Genomic DNA, 17,277 nt, shown 5'->3' with positions numbered 1-17,277 from the left:
AATCGCGTAGAAGCCCGCCATGCTTGCGGTTCGCTCTCTTTCTTCGTTGGCCTCGTTCGCCCTTACGAGCGGGCTGATTGCAGTGATCCTCCTCGAGTTTTCGTTTCCACAGGGCGCGCAGCAGGCGCGAGGGGACGCTGCATTGCGGCTGTTCGAGCCGATTGCGATTGCCGAGCCGGTCGCCGAGGCCGCCGAGCCTGCCGCACCCGTTCAGACCGCGCGGCCAACGCATGTTGCGCCGACCGCGACGGATCGAGCGATCTCCGCGCCACTGATTCCCCCGCGCAGCGCTGCGGAGGCGCCAATCCCGCTCACCCCGCCTCTCACTCTACCGGCACTTCCGGCGCTGTCTGACGGAACGAGCTCACCCGCACCCAGTACCTCCGTCGCCCCCCAAATGTCGCCAACCGAGCCCGCAGATGCGCCCGCCCCACCGCCGCAATCGGGGGTGGACCGCTATGCGCAGCGTGTCCTTGCCTGGCTGGAGCGGCATAAGCGGTTCCCGAACGAATTCGTCCGCGACCGGTTCGACGCGACGGTACTGATCGCCTTCTCGATCGATCGGCGCGGCCGAGTACGGGACGTGCGGATCGTGCGCGAAAGCGGGATCGACTGGCTCGATGCGCTCGCGCTGCGGCAGGTGCGGGCGGCGTCACCCTTTCCCCGGCCGCCCGAAGCGGCGCGCAGCGAGCCGCTCACCTTCGAAGTGCCGATGCGGTACCGCGCGCGCAGCTAGAGCGTTTCGAGGAACGCGACCAGCGCCTCCTGCTCCTCGCGCGTGAGGTGCAGCGGCGCGAGCAACGGATCGGGAGTCGGCTGCGGCGCATCCCCTTCCAGTGCGCTAGGTCGCCGGTCGCGCCCGCCGCCGGCATTGTAGAAGGCGACGACATTGGCGAAACTGCGCAACAATCCGTTGTGCATATAGGGTGCGGTCCGCCCAGCGTTCAGCAGCGACGGCGTGCGGAACCGGCCGACATCCTCCGGCAGGCGGGTGACTTCCCACCGCCCGAGATCCTCGCGCGCCCTGCCGTAGAAGCTGAGACCCAGGTTGTGGAATCGTCGGTCGCTCAGCAACATGCCATTGTGGCAATTGGCGCATCCCGCTTTCGTGCGGAACAGGTGCAATCCGAGCAACTGCTGGTCGTCCAGGGCACGATTGTCGCCGGCGACGAACCGGCTGAAGCGCGTGCCGCGCGGGCGCAGACTGCGCTGGAATGCGGCGAGGGCGTCGGCCACGTCGCCCCGGCGTATGGCTGACCGCCCGGTCAGCGCCGCGAAGGCCTCGCGATACTCCGGCACTGCATTCATCCGCTGTTCGACATCGGCAAGTTCGGCAGCCATCTCCTTTCCGTCGGTGATCGGATGCAGCGCCTGTTCCTCGAGCGTCGCGGCGCGGCCGTCCCAGAACAAAGGCGTCATCCAGCGCGTCACGAGCAAGCCTTGAGAATTGCGCCGGCCGCGCTGCCGATCATGCCCGAAGGAAGTTCGCAACGCATCGGTGAACGCCAGCTCGGCGGCGTGGCACGAAGCGCAGGCGATCTGCCCCGAAGCCGAGAGGCGCGGATCATCGAACAGCTTCGCGCCGAGCTCAATCCACTTGGCCTCTCGGGCGTCGGGCGTCGTTCGCGGGGGTAGGGGGGCGAACTCCTCGAAAACGGCCCCCGGCCGCAGCTGCGGCCGGGGCCAGCTTCCGGGCGTGCCGGAATAGGCCGCGCGCAGATCGACCGGCTCGACTGCCCGCGCGCCGACCGCCGCGGCGAACAGCAGCGCCGACGCCGCCAGCGAGGCGTGCGGCAGCCAGCCGAGGACCCCGAGCGCGCGCGGCATCAGAAGCGCCAGTTCAGGCCGACCCAGAACGATCGGCCGAACTGATAGGGCTGCGTGGTCAGCGTAGAGTTCGGCGCGGGCGTGTTGTCGAGCAGGTTCGCGACCCGCACGTCCGCAGTGACCTTGCCGAGGGCGGTTCTGATCACGTCGATGCGCGCATTGAGATTGACGTCGAGCGCGTCGGGATATTCGACGCGGTCGAAGACGTCATAGCGGACCCCTTCGACCGTCTCGTTGACGCCAGTGTCCTCAATCCGCGAGAAGCCGTGCCGGTACCGGAAATTGGCGTTGGTCTGGATTCGATCGTCAAGCCACAGCGCCGTCCAAGTGACGTTGCCGAGCAGCGGCGAGGCGAAGTCTTCGCGCTGGTTGAGCGCTTCGACTTCATCGATCGTCATCACTTCCCCCTGGAACAACACCGGAGTGCCGTCGAGCGTGTCCTGCACGTCGACCAGATAGTCGTCGTTGCTGCTGCGCGTCTTCGACCAGTTGAGGTTGAGACCAAGGCTGTGCTTGCCGAAGCTTCGAACATATTCCAGCGACGCGCCGCGATAGCTGCTGAATCCATCGTTCGCCAGCGTGTATTGGGTGTAGGTGTCGGTGAGGCCGTTCTCCAGCACGATCGTCTCGGTCGTGCCTGGCGCACGGGTGAATTCGTTTCGCCCTTCGCGATAGATGCCGCGCAGACTCAGCGTGCCGCCAAGCAAGCCTCCGTTGATCCCTGCGCTCAGCTCGTCCGAATAGGGCGTCTCGAGCGCACCGTCGCCCGAATAGGTCGCGCTCTTGCTGAGACTCCGGATCGTCCAATTGTCCGAATAAACGCGATTGCCCCCGCTGATCACGGCCGCCCGCTCCAGCGTCACGTTGACAGGATACTGTGCGCGCATCGCATAGGCGAGCAGCGAGCGGCCATAGTAGCGGTTTGCGCCCAAGGTCACCGACCAGCCGTCTAGAGGCGTCTGCCAGGCCACCGACAGCCGGGGCGCAAAGTTGTGGTTCTCGAGGAAACCCTCATGATCGTAGCGCAGGCCGATGCGCGCGGTGATCTCGCCCATATCGGCTCTAGCTTCGATCCAGGCGGCGACGCTGTCGAGTTCGACGTGGGCATCATAGGCTCGGTAGACCTGCTGACGCGTGAGCGCATATTCGCCGGTAACGCATGCAAGGCTGTCGCCCTGAGCGCAGACGATGTTCGCGCCCGTCACGCCCATCTGGAACGCACCGCCATCCTCGGATCGCTGCCGCCGCGCGTCGATCCGCTGATAGTCGAACCCCGCGCTCAGCAATCCGAACCCCGTGGGCGCCGACGCGCGCGCTTTCAGCCCATAGTTGTTCTGGCGCTGTTCCAGATCGCCGAAACCGCCGATCGTGCAGTTGGTCGCGGCGCAGACATTGCCGTTGGTGGTCGAGGAAGGAATGGAGTAGTTGAACGCGGGCGCTTCGCGGCTCGTGTCCGTATGCGCAAATGTCGCATCGATCGACCAATCGATGTCGCCCGTATGGGTTACCCCCAGGCGCCCCGTGATGCCGCCGCCATGGCTGGTGATAAGGTTGTCGACGCCGTTCGCGTTCGATGCCTCGCTGCGATAGGGACTATAGGTCAGCTGTGCCGTCGCGCTCGTCCCGCCGCCCAGCTCGGTCTGCAGCTTGCCCAGGAAATTTTCGCTCAGGCTCGACTGGCCGAATGGCGCGTTGCCGTAGTTCCTTCCTCGAAAATAGGTCACATCCGCTTGTGAGCGGTTATAGGCGAACAGCGTGGTGACTCCATCCATCACTGGCAGGTCGAAGCTCGCCCCATAGCGCCACTTCTCGAACTCGGGACGCTCCGGGAAGTCTGCCCCCAGCGCTTCGCGCGAGCGGTCCGACACTTTGAAGCTGGTCAGTGCGTCGGAGGTGTAGCTGGCATTTGCGCTGGCACGGATCACCGGCGCCGGTGCGCGGCTTTCGATTTCCAGCACGCCGCCGGTGAAGCGGCCATATTCGGCAGAGACATTGGAGTCGCGCAACGTCACGCTTCCGACCAGTTCGGAATCGAGCCACAGCCCCTGCGCGCCCGCACCTGCGACTTCGTTGAAGTTGAACGGATTGTCTTGTGTGACATCCATTCGCGACGAAACGTCGATTCCGTCAAGCGTGAACAGGTTCTCGTAAAAGCGGCCGCCGGAAATGGAGATATCCGCGGGCCGCAGGTCCTGGATCTCCTCGCGCGTCGCCAGACCCTCGTCGCGCGTGAACTGTACGGTCGGCAGCGTCTTGAGCAATTGGTTGACGTCGCCAGATCCGGGTGTGCCGATCACGACCTGCTGGCGCTCGACCGTGCTGGTGCCGGTCTCCACACCTTCGCCCGGTTGGTAGGGCACGGGCGCGCGATCGCCCTCGGCAACCACTTCGGGCAGCCGGTTGGCGTCCTGCGCCTGCGCGGACCCAGCGTTCACCAACCAAATCGCAGCCGCGCTGGTCAACAAAATGAACTTCGTCAAAACTCCCACTCCCCCTAAACGCTAATGCGAATCGCTCGCATAATGAGGAGTCGTTGGTTCGGCAAGTTCAGCGATCCGGGTGGCCGCACAGGAAAAGCGCTGGCTGACGCCGGAGCCTCTTCGGTCCCGCTAGGCGCGCCTTCTGCCCGGTGGCGGAGGAGGGCGCGTCCGACGATCCACAACAGGGTGCCACGCGGTTAGCTCGCAGAGAAACTTGCTACTTTTCAGGTGCTTGGCTACATCAGAAATCTGGATGGAGCCGTGGAATTCGGCACATCCTGCGCTTCAGACAGCTTCCTGCGTAAACACTTGATTCTGCGAGATACGATCAACGCTCGCGGAGCATTTTTCGCACATGACTCGTCGCACTAGAAGTCACACGCGTCACTCCACTGTGACGAGTTGATTTTGGGCGACCGGTTGCGCATTGTGCCGTTGATGATCTGAGGCCTATCGCCCCATAAGCAGCTGTTCGACAGAGAATTTAGCTTTTCCGAAAGCTGACGCCGCTCGGCGTCGATTTGCACCGAGGGGCGAGATCGCGACGGGTTACATTTGTCCCGCGCTACCAAAAACTTGCAGGTGCAAGATCAGCTTTCTGGAAGTATGTGGCTATCCTGCTTCAGGGGCCGGCCGTCGCGGATCCACGGCGAACTTGGCGAAGGTGGCTGCCAATCCTCCAGGGCGGTGGACCTGGTCCACCACCTTGACTTCCGTCGACCACTGCTGTGCCGTGGCGGAATGTAGATGATAGCCGCGCTGGTTGTTGAGCAGAAGCGCGTTCGGGTTGTTGTTCAGAGCCCGCAGTTCGTTCGGATGGCGAAGGTCGCCCGTACCTCCCGATGATATTGAGGTCGCCAGGAATTCGCTTGCTACCGGAGACGCACTCGGATCGTCCGGATCGGCGGGAATGTAGCCGACGACATTCTGGTGCATGTCACCACTGCCGACGACGACGTTCGTCAGGCCATGGCGACGGATCGTTTCGACGAAGCGGCGCCGCGCCTGCGGATAGCCGTTCCAATTGTCGGTGCTGCGACGGGCGACCGTCTCGCCGTCCTTCCGCGCGTCATAGGGCATCATCATGACCTGTTGCGCGACGAAGTTCCAAGCGGCGTCGTTGCTGAGGCCGGCGTCGAGCCAGGCCTCCTGCGCGACACCCAGCATCGTTCGTCCAGGCGGGTACTGCGGTGTGCAAGCGTCCCGCTGCTCCGCCGTCATCCCGCCGCCTTCGCACTCCTGTCGGCTGCGGTACGAGCGCGTATCGAGCACGTGCATCCGCATCAGGCGGCCGAAATCGAAGCGGCGGTAGCAGCGCACGCCCGACCCGCCTGGCCGCATGGCGGGGCGCACGGGCATATGTTCATACCATGCCTGAAAGGCGGCCGCCTTGCGCGCGGCGAACGCGGCGGTGGCACCGGTATCCTTGCCGAACTCCCCGGCCCAATTGTCGTCGATCTCATGATCGTCGAACGACATGATGAACGCGGCGGCGGCATGCGCTGCCTGAAGGTCCGGGTCGAGCTTGTACTGCGCGTAGCGAAGCCGATAATCGGCCAGTGTCGTTGCTTCGCCGCCCCAGTGGCGACGGACGACGTTGTCGGAGCGCGGCCCGAATTCGTAAATATAGTCGCCGTAGTGAAACACCGCATCTAGGTCGGGTTCCGCTGCGAGATGACGATAGGCAGTATAGAGGCCGCGCTCATAGTCCTGGCAGCCGACCACTGCGATGCGGGCCCGCGCCATTTCCGCTCCGGGCAGCGGAAGCGTGCGCGCGATGCCGATCGGGCTCGGCAGATTGTCCGGCGCCACGAAGCGATACCAATAGGGCCGATGCGGCAGGAGCCCGTTGACCTCAACATGCACCGAGTGGGCGAGCGTGGCGACCGCGACGGCGGGCCCTCTGCGTACCACGTGCCGGAACTGCGGATCGGCCGCGACCTCCCAGCCCAGTTCCACGTCGAAGCCGGGCATGCCGCCGCTCGCCTCGATCGGATGCGGCGCAAGGCGCGTCCAGATCACGAACCCATCGGGCGCCGGATCGCCAGCCGCAACGTTCAGAGTGAAGGGATCTTCGCGGAACAGGTGACGTCCACGCGCCGTCCCGGCGAACCCTGCGGCGGCAAGGCCGAAGCCTGATGCAAGTACACCGCGCCGGCCGATCGAGGACAAGGTCATTGCGGATATCCGATAAATACAATGGGACGGCACCCGCTGCCGCCGCGCGCTTGCAGGCGCGGCGGGCAGCGCGCGCGTATCAAAAGCGGATCGACGCGCCGAAGGTGAGCGTGCGGCCGCTGAACGTGCTCGTCATCAGCCGCTTTGCATCGGTATCCGCATAATGGAGGATCGGCTCGTCAGTCAGGTTCAGCGCTTCCACCCGCAATTGAATGCGTGGTGTCACGTTGAAGTAGGCGGTAGCGTCCAGCACAGTGGAGGGCGCGAAATACTCGCCGATGTTGTTATTGCCACCGTTCCCCTTGCGGTAGCGATCGCGCGAGGCGAGCGACACGCGCGCACCGGCCCGTTCGGTGTCATAGTAGAGCGTGGCATTGTACGACCATTTGGAGAGATCGACGAGCGTGAGTTCGTAGGGAACATCGTTGTAATATACGTCGGTCGTGCCGTCCGCATAAGTGACGTTTGCCAGCGCGCCGAATGCATCGAACGGCGCGGGCAAGAAGTCGAAGTCGCGTTTGCCCGAGACTTCGACCCCGCGGATCGACGCACCCGGACCGTTCACCGGCCGCGTGAAGTTGAAGACGATCGAGCCGTCCTGCCCGTCTTCGAGAAGGCTGAGCGGAAAGCCGGTTTCGCTGTAGGGTACGGTCGCGGTCTCGGTCGTGACGAACGACTCCATGTCCTTGTAGAAAAGCCCGATCCCCAGGAACCCGCGCGTTCCGTCATAATATTCCACCGATCCTTCGATCGAATTGGCGGTGTACGGCGTAAGATAGGGATTGCCCGCGCTGATCGTGCCGCCATAGCCCGCGACGCGAACCGTCGCAGCGGCGCTCAGTTCTCCCAGACCGGGCCTGCTGATGTTCCGATTGGCACTGAAGCGCACGACGAGTTCAGGAGTGACGTCCAGCGCGATGTTGAGCGCGGGAAGGAAGCCGTCGTAGCGGCTGGTGATCTCCACCGGCACCAGCCCCGCGTTCGTCACTGAAGAGCCCCGCGAGACCAGTTCAGTGTCATAGTAGCGCACGCCGATGTTCGCGCGCAGCCCCATGCCGCCAACCTGGGTCTGCAGGTCGTATTGGAGGAATGCTGCCCAGGTCTGTTCGGTAAGCGAATAATTCGTCCCCGCCGACAGGTCGCCGTCGTCGAGCGTCGAATCGATCCCCAGCGCGGCGAAGGTCGCTGCAACGTCGGCCACGACATAGGGGATAGCAGTGGAATATGGTGTGAGCATCGTCGGCAACGATGCCAGCGCGTTTCGGTTCTCGAAATTGGCGCTCGCATTGTAGCGATAACCGCTGTTCTCGAACTTCTTGAACTCGCCGCCCGCCTTGAGCACCGAGCCTTCGGCCACGCTCCAGGCAAGGTCAGCCCCGGCGGTGTAGAATTCGCTCTCGATATGGTCTTCGCGCCACTGGAGCGACTGGAGATCCCAGGCCGCGGGATCAGCCGGATCGAAATCATAGCTGTTGACCGGATTCTGAGTGTCGAGCCCAGTAAAAGAGACGGTGTGACCGACCGACTCCAGATAGACCCGGTCCCAGCGCGAATCGAAGACAGAGCTCGACCAGCCCGCCAGTCCGGTGAAGGTGAGCGAATCGGTCACGGCGGTACGCCCGTTCAGCGCCACCTGCCAGAAATCAGTGCGATCCTGCGTCGGCTTTGATTCCGAGCGGACATCGACGCCGCTCACCGTGGCGGCGATGATGCTGTTGTATTGGTCGATCGTCACGTCCTGAAGCACTTGGGTGCCGCGCACATCGTTGGCGGACAGGCCGTTCGTCCCGGCGTTGCCGATGACATGTTCGTCGCGGTCGTTCGTCAGACGGCCATAGAGCACGTCGAGCGTCACGTCGGTCGCATCATCGGGGTTGTACTGCAGCGTACCGGTAAGCCCCAGCCGCTCGCGATGGTTGAACCAGCTGGCGTAGGTCTGGGCCCGCGAGTTCCACACGCGATCGTCCCCGGTGGCATTCACCAGCAGGTCACGTGTCGCCGAATCGATCGCGGGGCCGACATTGCCCGCGCCGAAGTTCATTCGCGACCAGTTCCAGTTGCGATAGCCCCATTCGATCGTGTCGGCCGAACTATATGCAGCCGACACCAGCGCACCAAAATCGTCCGAGCGGGTGGATGCCAGCGCGACGAGGCGCGGCGTGAGTGTTTCGGTATATTGGTTGCTCTGCAGCTTTGCGCTGGCGACGAGCGTGGTTGCACCATAGTCGAACGGCTTGGCAGTGCGCAGCGCTACCGTGCCGCCGATGCCGCCCTCGTCCTGCTCGGCGGAATAGGACTTCTCGACCACCACCTGGTTGAACAGCTCGGAAGCGAACACATTATAATCGAACGAGCGCGTCCGGCTGGCGCCGCTGCGGCTGTCGAGCCCCGAAGCAGTGTTGCTCAGCACTTCCATGCCGTTCATTTGCGTGCGCGTGAACTCGGGGCCGAGGCCGCGCAGTGAGATCTGCCGTCCTTCGCCGCTGTCGCGGCTGATCGCTACGCCGGGGACGCGCTGCAGTGCCTCAGCAAGGTTCTGGTCGGGAAAGCTGCCGATGTCTTCGGCGAGGATCACTTCCTTCGATCCCGTAGCCTGCTTCTTCAGCACAAGCGCCTGGTCCAGGCTTTCGCGATAGCCCGTGACGACGATCTCTTCCGGCTCGGGCGCGGGCGCGAAATAGGGCATGTCCTGCCTCTCGCGGCGCTCTGCGGGAGCCGCGCGGTTGTGCGCTACGACATTCGTGCCCGTCGCTGCGGCCGTCCGGCGCGCCACCGTCACCGTGCGGCCCGCGATGCGTGCGTCCACCGGCAGCTCCCGCGTCATTCGCGCGAGCGCTGCCTGCGCGGTCATCTCGCCTCGTACGGGAGGGCTGCGAAGCCCGCGCACGTCGGCGGGAGAGGAGGCGATCTGCAGCTGCGTGACGCGCGAGAAAGCGATCAGCGCATCGCCCAGCTCCTGCGCGGGCTGCTCGAAGCGATAGGTGCGGCTGTGGTCGGCATCCTGCGCCAGCGCCGGCTGCGCCACGATCGCAACGGCAGCGGCGCTGCTGAGCAGCGTGAATAAGTTCATTCGCATCGTTACCCCCCGGTGATTGGTTTCCGGGGATTAAACGGAGCGGATCCAACGATCCGGACAGAAGTTTTTTGTTAAAGTTCCGCGACTGAAATGCTGCACTTTAACTACGAAATAATTATCCATCGTTCGTTGGCATCAACATTGACGCCATAGGAAATCGACATAGATCGCAGCACCTCTTCCGGCTCAGAGATATTGAACCTGCCCATAATGATACGATCTTCTATTTCAGGATCGGCAACTCGGATTGGCAATTTACTGTAGCGGCGAAGTTTTTCAATCAGATCTCCGAGCGGAACGTCATTGGCGACGAACCAGCCGGACTGCCAACTGCGATCCTCGTCCTGCATCGGAACGCGGGCGAGCCCGTCGCCGCCCGCGCGCGCGGCCTCGCCGGCGCCGAGCCGAAGCATCTCGTCTTTTGCCTCGACGCGCACGGATCCGCGCGCGACTTGTACCCCCACTGTCTCCTCGCCGAGCCGGTCGACATGAAAGGTCGTGCCGGTGACGGTGACGCGCGCCACGCCGGAAAGCACTGCGAAGGGGCGGCTTGCCTCGTGCGCCACGTCGAACGTCGCCTCGCCCCGCGTAAGGCGTACCTCGCGACGCCAGGGCAGATAGCGGACGCGGATCGCGCTGTTACCCCCCAGCGCCACGGTGCTTCCATCGGCGAGCGCGATCGAGCCGAGTGCTCCAGGGGCGGTTTCATAGCTGCGCGGCAGCGCGGGTAGCAGCCAGATCAGCGCTGCAAGAACCAGCGCAGCCGCCGCGCTCGAGAGCCACATGACCGGGACCCGGCGGGCGGGGAACGAAGCCTCTTCCGAATTCTGCGGCTGCACCGCGCCCGGCTGCTCGGCGAGCGCGCTTGCCACCAGCGGCGCATCCCACACCGCCGCCATATCGGCGAATGCCTCGCGATGACGGCCGTCGTCGTTCATCCAGCGATCGAACGCCGCCCCCTCGGCCGGTTCGAACACCGGCCGGTTCATTCGCTCAAGCCAATAGGCAGCTTCCGAGCTGATCTTCTCTTCGCGCGTCACGAAAGCACCTTATCGCGATCCCGGCGATCCGCCATCGCCGCACGCAGGTCGCCAAGCCCGCGGACGACATGTTTTTCCACCGCCGCCACCGAAAGGCCGAGTTCGGCGGAAATGCGGGCGCACGACTGGTTCTCCAGTCTGCGCCGGACCAGCACCGCGCGGCGCAGCGGCGGCATCTGGTCGAGCGCGATCTTGAGCAGCGCCAGCTGCTCCCGGTCCTCCGCCACCGTATCGGGCAGCGGAACGCTGCACGCATGCCCCTCATCGACCGGCGGGCTGTAGCGCGCTTCCCCGCGCGCGCGATCCACAAGCGTACTCGCGGCGATCTTGAACGCGAGCGCATACAGGCTCGCGGGCCGGCTTCGCTCGGTATAGCGGAGCAGTTTCGAGAGGCTTTCCTGCGCGACATCCTCGGCGACATCCCGGGAATTGCCGCGACGCTGCACATAGGCGACGAGTGCCTGCCGCAAGGCGCTCCATTCCGTCTCCGGCACAGCGGGACCGACCGCACCGGGTCCGTTCGACCCGTCACTTTCGGTTCCTTGTTCGGGACGCTGACTTGAGGCCCTGTCGCGCACGCCCGGCTCGTACCGAGGCTCTATGACAGCAATGTTGCCGACGCACGACTGTCGGGTTCGGTCGAACTTCGGGGCTGATCGCTTGTGCCGTGCTGAGCGCTAGAACTGCGAACTTTTCGAAAGGATGCCGCGGCTCCGCGGCTTCGATAACGAGCGCCCCGTCGTCGCTATGGCCATCTCGACGCCGTCATACAGGAACCGCGTCTGAACAGTGCTGCCATAGGTGGTCAGGCGACCCAGCGGATCGTAGCTGAACGTCACGCCGTTCGACATGCCGGCGAGCAGATTGTCGATATTATAGCCGTAGCCGATGGTGTTCGAACTGGTGAGATTTCCGCGCAGATCATAGCCGATCGCGCTTGCTCCAATCGCCGTCAGCCGCGCCGAGGGTCTCAGCCGCTTCGATCGCGATCACCGGCAACGCCGCAAGGGAAAACAGCCATTTACGGCACGTTCTGGGATGCCTTGAGAAGGCACTTTGGTGACCCCTACGGGACTCGAACCCGTGTTTCAGCCGTGAAAGGGCCGCGTCCTAGACCGCTAGACGAAGGGGCCATGCCGAAGCGTGGAGTGGCCGGTTAGGGAAAGCGGAGCGGCGGGTCAAGCGTCTCTTTCAAAGGCGAGGAGCGGGGAGGGGGCGAAGGCCGGACTCGCGACCGCTGCGTACCAGTCGCGGCGGAAGCCCGGGAGCCGTTCGAGGCTGGCGATCAGATCCTGCCATGCGGACTGCTCCTCATGGAAGAGGAAGGCGCCCTTCGCAGTCACCACTTCGCAACAGATGAGGTCGGTCGTCAGCTCGTCGCCATGAAGAAGGCGACGCGGCGGATTTCCGGCAGCGCGGGGAGCCGCGTCATTCGGCCCATGCCGCGTCGTCGAGATGCAGCTCGGCAGCGGGGCGCGCGCCCCAGTCGTCGATCTTTGCGCGGCCGGCAATCCAGAGTTTGCGATAGGGCGGGGCGGCGAGCAGCGCCTGGCCGAGTTCGGTCTCGGCCTGGCGGAACGCCACGGCCTTGAGGCTGCGGCCATCGTCGCCCGCGACGATCAGGCGAACATGCCCGGTGCCCACGCAATCGGCCTTCACCACCTTCACCGGCCCGGCCGCGACCCGCGGCGCTGGCCAGCCCATGCCATAGGGGCCACCGGCCTCCAGCGCCCCCACCAGCGACGGATTGACTCCGCCGGGCGCCACGACCGCATCGAGCAGCAGCGCCCGCTCGCCCACCGCCTGCGCGACGCGCTCGGACAATCGTTCCTCGAGGAAATCGGACAGACGCTCGACTCCGTCCTCGGCGACCGTCAGCCCCGCCGCCATCGCATGGCCGCCGCCCGCACGGAGCAGGCCGGTGTCCTTCGCCGCCAGCACCGCCGCTCCCAGGTCCACCCCGGGAATCGAGCGGCCCGAGCCCTTACCGGTGCCGTCCTCGTCGATCGCGATCACGATGGCGGGGCGGCCGAGCCGTTCCTTGAGCCGCCCGGCGACGATGCCGATCACGCCCGCGTGCCAGCCGCGCGCCGCAACCACCGCGACGGCGCGGTTGCCCTGCCGCTCGCACAGCGCCTCGGCGGCGGCCTGGACCTCGGTTTCGATCGCGCGGCGCGCCTCGTTGAGCAGATCGAGCTCGGCTGCGATCGCGCGCGCCTCTTCACCGTCACGGGTCGTGAGCAGCCGCACCCCGAGATCGGACTTGCCCACGCGTCCGCCGGCATTGATGCGCGGGCCGAGCGCGAATCCGAGATCCGAGCAGATCGGCGCGCGCGTCAGCCGCGAGGCTTCGATCAGCGCGTTGAGGCCGATATTGCGCCGCTGCGCCATCACTTTGAGCCCCTGCGCCACGAAGGCGCGGTTGAGGCCGCGCAGCGCCGCGACATCGGCAACGGTGCCGAGCGCCACGAGATCGAGCAGATCAAGCAGCCGCGGCTCCGGCCGGCCGGCGAAATAGCCGCGCGCGCGCAGCGTGCGGACCAGCGCGGCTCCGAGCAGCCAGGCGACTCCCACTGCGGCGAGGTGGCCGTGCTCGGCGCCCTCGGCTTCGTCGAGGCGGTTGGGGTTCACGAGCGCATGGGCGAGCGGCAGTTCGCTCGCGCATTTGTGATGATCGACCACGATCACGTCGACGCCCGCATCGCGGGCCATCGCCAGCGCCTCGAACGCCTGAGCGCCGCAGTCGACGGTGACGATCAGGCTCGCCCCTTCGCGATGGAGCCGCACCAGCGCCTCGCCGGAGGGGCCATAGCCTTCCATCAGCCTGTCGGGGATATAGGCGCGCGCCTCGAGCCCAAGATCGCGCAGCAGGCGGATCAGCAGCGCGGCGGACGTGGCGCCATCGACGTCATAGTCGCCGAACACCGCAATCGATTCGCCCGCCAGAACCGCATCGGCGAGCCGCTCGGCCGCCCTGTCCATGTCGCGGAAGATCGACGGATCGGGCATGAACGCGCGGATGCTGGGTGCGCGATGCTGCTCGAGCAGTTCGCGCGCGCAGCCACGCGCGAGCAGCAGCTGGGTGACCAGGTCGTCGGGCGCGAACCCGGGATCCCGCGCATCAGCCGCGAGTCCGCGCCAGCGCCACGGCTGGCCGGAGAGCGAGCGATCGATGTTAAGGGCGTGGGACATGAACGAGCGGTAGCGCGCTGCGCCTCACAGGGGAATGGGGCTGGGGCCGATCACAGCCTGGGTACGGGATTCCGGTGCTTGGCGAGGCCTAGGAATCCCGGCCGGGCGAGGTGTAGGTGGGCACCGCGGTGCGGATCCAGGCGTTCTCGCGGAACCACTTGGTGATGATGTATTTGGTGCCCTCGAGCACCGCCATGCCTTCGTGGAGGGTGTCGTAGTTCGGGCTGCCGTCGGGGAGCATGTTGTTCCACATCAGCAGCAGTCCCTTGCGCGGTGCGACTCGGATGCCGGCGCGGGGGAACCAGGTGGCGCCGCCCTCGTCGACTTCGTTGAGGTAGATCATCGCCGTCCAGGTGCGCTGACCGCCCTGATCGACCATGTCCTGCCAATAGGCCTCGGTCTCGTGGAAATAGTCGCAATGCGCGCGAAACTGCTGGCCGACGGCATAGCGTTGGCCCTGCATCGTCTCGCCATGTTCGGGCGGGATGCCGAGGAGATGCGCCAGCCGCTCGTCGATGGCGCGGATTTCAGGCGCCCAGCGGTCGAGATCGCAGCTGTCGCTGGTGCGGAAATCCGGATCGTCGTGCGTCGCGAGCAGAGTCGAGGGACGCCGGTTGGCGTCTATCCGCTCGACCAGCATGTCGCATTCGGCGTCGTTCAGATAATCGGGAAAATAATAGATCTGCGCCACGTCGACCTTGGCCTTCTTGATGAAGGGATTGGCTTCGAGGCGGGCGGCGACGTCGCGGCCGATGCGCGCGCGGCTCATCGACTGGCTGCCGGTTTTTCTGCGGGTCGTCTGTGTCACGCCGCCACTGTGCAGCGCGAGCCGCCGATTGCAAGAGGCTAGCGCCGGCGCGAAGACGCAAAAGGGCCCGGATGCGGCGAGCCGAAGCTCTTCCGCATCCGGGCCCCGTTCCGGCGTTTACCAGAAGATGCCGTATTCCACGTCGACCACGGTGCCGGTCCGGATATCGACCAGCAGCGCATCGTCGAAATAGCGAACCCAGCGATAGGGCCCATAGGCCGGCGGCAGGCGATAGTACCACGGATCATCGATCCAGTAGTTCGGCGCGAACAGCAGCGATCCGATCGTCAGGCCGATCGAGAAGCGATTATAGCCGTAATTGTAGCCCCGCGGCGGATAGTAGCGCGGGAGGCGATAGATGTTGCGGTTGCGCGTACGATACTGGCGCCAGTCGTAGCGATGATCGTTGCGCCAGCGACGGTTCCAGTCGCGCCGGTCGTTCAGATCGTTGCGCCAGCGAACGTCGTCGCGCCAGTCGTTGTAGCGGCGTTGCGCCTGGCGCGTCAGCCGCTCGCGCTGGTTCCAGTCGCGGCGAGCGTCCTGTTGGTCCTCGCGACGGTCCTGCCGATAGTCGCGACGGTCCTCCCGGCGATCCTGACGAAAGTCGCGTCGATCGCCGCGAGCCTCGCCGCGGTTCTCCTGACGATCCTGTCGGAAGTCGCGCCGCTCCTCGCGGCGTTCCTGACGTGCATCGCGTCGATCCTGGCGGAATTCGGGGCGCGCGGCCGGGCGCTGCTGCGGGAGCTCCGCCGCAGCCGGACGCTGGCGCTGCACGGGCGCGTTTTGCTGGCGCTGCTCGCGTGCCGCCTGGCGCCGTTCGCGGGCGGACTCACGAATCTGCTGGCGCTGCTCCCACTGCTGCTGCTGGCGTTCGCGCTGCTGGGCTTGCGCTGCCGGGGGGATCAGGGCGGTCGCGGCGATCAGCGTCGCCAATAGGGGCTTCATCATTGCAAATCTCCGCAGGACCGGCTCGACGCCGGGCTTCGAGGTAGCATGCTGATAGGCCATGCGAGATGAGCGGTGGCTGAATTGCGCTGAAAGCCCGCGGCAAGCTTCATCGTTGCGCGTCGCCGAACCCCGGCCCTGGCGTGGCTTCGGCGCCGCCTTCGCCGCGTGCGATCCGCGCCGCCTGCAGGATCGCGTCGGTCAGCCGCGGATAGATGCCGCACCGGCACAGGTTTGGGATCGCGTCTGCAATCTCGTCGCGCGAGGGCGAACGGTTCGTCCGCAGCAGCGCGGCGGCGGCCATCACGATGCCGGGAATGCAATAGCCGCATTGCGGCACGCTCGCGGCGATCAGTGCCCGCTGCACCGGGTGTTCGCGGCCCTCGGATAGCCCTTCGATCGTGGTGACGAACGTCCCTTCGGCGGCGGCGATCGAGATCTGGCAGGCGAGGCGGGCCTGCCCGTCGATGTCGACGGTGCAGGCGCCGCATTCGCCGGTGCCGCAGCCATATTTGGTGCCGGTGAGATTGGAGGCATCGCGGAGTGCCCAGAGAAGCGGAGTCTCCGGGTCCATCAGATATTCCACCGGGCTGCCGTTGACGGTGAAGCGAGTCATGAAGCCGCTATTCCATCATCCGGTCAGTCGCGCCAGCTTGTGTCGATGCGGTCGACCAGCCGCACCATCGCGGCGAAGTCGGCAGCGCCTTGCCCGCCGGGAATCTGCACTTTCGAAAGATCGCGCTGATGGACCGACACCACTTCGTCCGGGACGTGCAGCGGCTTGCCCATCGACAGGGTGGCGAGCTGGATCTCGCAGGCGCGCTGGAGCGCCCAATGCTTGATGAAGGCTTCGGGAAGCGTGCGGCCCATCACCAGGATGCCGTGATTGCGCAGGAACATGACACGCTTGCCGCCGAGATTGGCGATCAACCGCTCGCCTTCTTCCGAGCGCACCGTCACGCCTTCGAAATCATGATAGGCGATCTGCCCCACGAAGTTGCAGGCGTAGAAGTTGGTCGGCTGAAGACCGCCTTCCAGCGCGCTCACCGCCATGCCCGCCGTGGTGTGGGTGTGGATGATGCAATGCGCGTCGGGCAGGTGCTTGTGGAACACGCTGTGCTGGGTGAAGCCCGCAGGGTTCACCGGATAGGGTGAGCCATCCAGCTTGTTGCCGTCGATATCGATCTTAACCAGGTTCGACGCCTTCACTTCGCTGAAGTGCAGGCCATAGGGATTGATCAGATAGGCGTTATCCTCGCCCGGCACCTTCACCGTGATGTGGTTGTAGATCATCTCGGACCAGCCGAGCATGTCGAACACGCGGTAGCAGGCGGCGAGCTGCTGCCGCGCTTCCCATTCGGCGTCGGACATCTGCGGCTTTTCGGCGATCGCGGTGGCCATTTCCTGCTCCTCTCTTCTGTCTTGGCACACATATCGCACGGGTCGGCGCAGCCGCGCAAACGGCCGGAACGTCGAGCGATCTCATGCGGTTGGTTACCACCCAAGGAGGTTTTTCGATGAGCAGCAAGCATGACAAGACCGAGCCCCGCGAACGGCATCGCGACGACTTGAAGGACAATCCCGGCATCGGCCAGTCGAAGGGCCTGTTCCGCAGCGGGGAAAGCCCGAACGAGATCGGCGGCTTGAGTACGGTCGAAGGCGATCGCGAAAATGATTCCAGCCTGGGCGGCGGCGCGCGCGCCGACGACCTTGGCCGCACGAACGAATAGG

At 65.2% G+C, this 17,277-nt stretch carries 15 protein-coding genes and 1 tRNA gene; 2 read left to right on the top strand and 14 right to left on the bottom strand.

What is annotated here, in order from left to right; translation table 11 throughout:
- Window positions 1-397: 397 nt before the first annotated feature.
- A complete protein-coding gene (locus ACQ450_RS04110) occupies window positions 398-736 on the top strand; it encodes a TonB family protein (protein WP_431470620.1) in 339 nt (112 codons plus the stop codon).
- Here the strand turns inward: ACQ450_RS04110 and ACQ450_RS04105 are convergent.
- The 14 genes from ACQ450_RS04105 to ACQ450_RS04040 form a co-directional block, all read right to left on the bottom strand.
- Window positions 733-1,827, bottom strand: a complete 1,095-nt coding sequence (locus ACQ450_RS04105; RefSeq protein ID WP_431470619.1) for a cytochrome-c peroxidase — start codon at window positions 1,825-1,827, stop codon at window positions 733-735. The two genes, ACQ450_RS04110 and ACQ450_RS04105, sit on opposite strands and share 4 nt — an antisense overlap.
- Complete coding sequence (locus ACQ450_RS04100; RefSeq protein ID WP_431470618.1) at window positions 1,827-4,262, bottom strand: TonB-dependent receptor plug domain-containing protein; 2,436 nt, start codon at window positions 4,260-4,262, stop codon at window positions 1,827-1,829. Before ACQ450_RS04100 ends, ACQ450_RS04105 begins: the two co-directional genes overlap by 1 nt.
- Before the next feature lie 657 nt (window positions 4,263-4,919).
- Window positions 4,920-6,485 (bottom strand): alkaline phosphatase D family protein, encoded by a 1,566-nt coding sequence (locus ACQ450_RS04095; protein ID WP_431470617.1) that lies wholly within the window; start codon window positions 6,483-6,485, stop codon window positions 4,920-4,922.
- A gap of 79 nt (window positions 6,486-6,564) precedes the next feature.
- On the bottom strand, window positions 6,565-9,555 hold the full coding sequence (locus ACQ450_RS04090) for a TonB-dependent receptor (protein WP_431470616.1): 2,991 nt from the start codon (window positions 9,553-9,555) through the stop codon (window positions 6,565-6,567).
- A gap of 110 nt (window positions 9,556-9,665) precedes the next feature.
- Window positions 9,666-10,499, bottom strand: a complete 834-nt coding sequence (locus ACQ450_RS04085) for a FecR family protein (protein WP_431471274.1) — start codon at window positions 10,497-10,499, stop codon at window positions 9,666-9,668.
- Window positions 10,500-10,597: 98 nt separating this feature from the next.
- Window positions 10,598-11,071 carry an RNA polymerase sigma factor gene (locus ACQ450_RS04080; protein ID WP_431470615.1) on the bottom strand — a complete coding sequence of 158 codons (474 nt, stop codon included), beginning with the start codon at window positions 11,069-11,071 and terminating at the stop codon, window positions 10,598-10,600.
- A gap of 207 nt (window positions 11,072-11,278) precedes the next feature.
- Complete coding sequence (locus tag ACQ450_RS04075) at window positions 11,279-11,452, bottom strand: hypothetical protein (RefSeq protein ID WP_431470614.1); 174 nt, start codon at window positions 11,450-11,452, stop codon at window positions 11,279-11,281.
- Window positions 11,453-11,658: 206 nt separating this feature from the next.
- Window positions 11,659-11,734 (bottom strand) — tRNA-Glu (locus tag ACQ450_RS04070).
- A 45-nt stretch (window positions 11,735-11,779) separates the two neighbouring features.
- The gene (locus ACQ450_RS04065) at window positions 11,780-11,944 is read right to left on the bottom strand and encodes a hypothetical protein (protein WP_431470613.1); all 165 of its coding nucleotides are present in this window, start codon (window positions 11,942-11,944) and stop codon (window positions 11,780-11,782) included.
- An 85-nt stretch (window positions 11,945-12,029) separates the two neighbouring features.
- Window positions 12,030-13,793: a single-stranded-DNA-specific exonuclease RecJ gene (gene recJ / locus ACQ450_RS04060; protein ID WP_431470612.1), complete on the bottom strand. Its 1,764-nt coding sequence runs from the start codon at window positions 13,791-13,793 to the stop codon at window positions 12,030-12,032.
- A gap of 88 nt (window positions 13,794-13,881) precedes the next feature.
- Complete coding sequence (locus ACQ450_RS04055; RefSeq protein ID WP_431471273.1) at window positions 13,882-14,562, bottom strand: prolyl hydroxylase family protein; 681 nt, start codon at window positions 14,560-14,562, stop codon at window positions 13,882-13,884.
- A gap of 156 nt (window positions 14,563-14,718) precedes the next feature.
- Complete coding sequence (locus tag ACQ450_RS04050) at window positions 14,719-15,549, bottom strand: RcnB family protein (protein ID WP_431470611.1); 831 nt, start codon at window positions 15,547-15,549, stop codon at window positions 14,719-14,721.
- Window positions 15,550-15,655: 106 nt separating this feature from the next.
- Window positions 15,656-16,162, bottom strand: a complete 507-nt coding sequence (locus tag ACQ450_RS04045; protein ID WP_431470610.1) for a (2Fe-2S)-binding protein — start codon at window positions 16,160-16,162, stop codon at window positions 15,656-15,658.
- A gap of 23 nt (window positions 16,163-16,185) precedes the next feature.
- On the bottom strand, window positions 16,186-16,947 hold the full coding sequence (locus ACQ450_RS04040) for a class II aldolase/adducin family protein (RefSeq protein WP_431470609.1): 762 nt from the start codon (window positions 16,945-16,947) through the stop codon (window positions 16,186-16,188).
- Between the two features lie 116 nt (window positions 16,948-17,063).
- Between ACQ450_RS04040 and ACQ450_RS04035 the strand changes: the two genes are divergently transcribed.
- The gene (locus tag ACQ450_RS04035) at window positions 17,064-17,276 is read left to right on the top strand and encodes a hypothetical protein (RefSeq protein ID WP_431470608.1); all 213 of its coding nucleotides are present in this window, start codon (window positions 17,064-17,066) and stop codon (window positions 17,274-17,276) included.
- Window position 17,277: the final 1 nt, after the last annotated feature.

The sequence above is a fragment of the Sphingosinithalassobacter sp. LHW66-3 genome, assembly GCF_050703275.1.
Taxonomy (GTDB): Bacteria; Pseudomonadota; Alphaproteobacteria; order Sphingomonadales; family Sphingomonadaceae; genus Sphingomonas.
The sequence above is the reverse complement of the archived record's forward strand: the minus strand, read 5'-3'. Positions and strand labels throughout refer to the sequence as shown.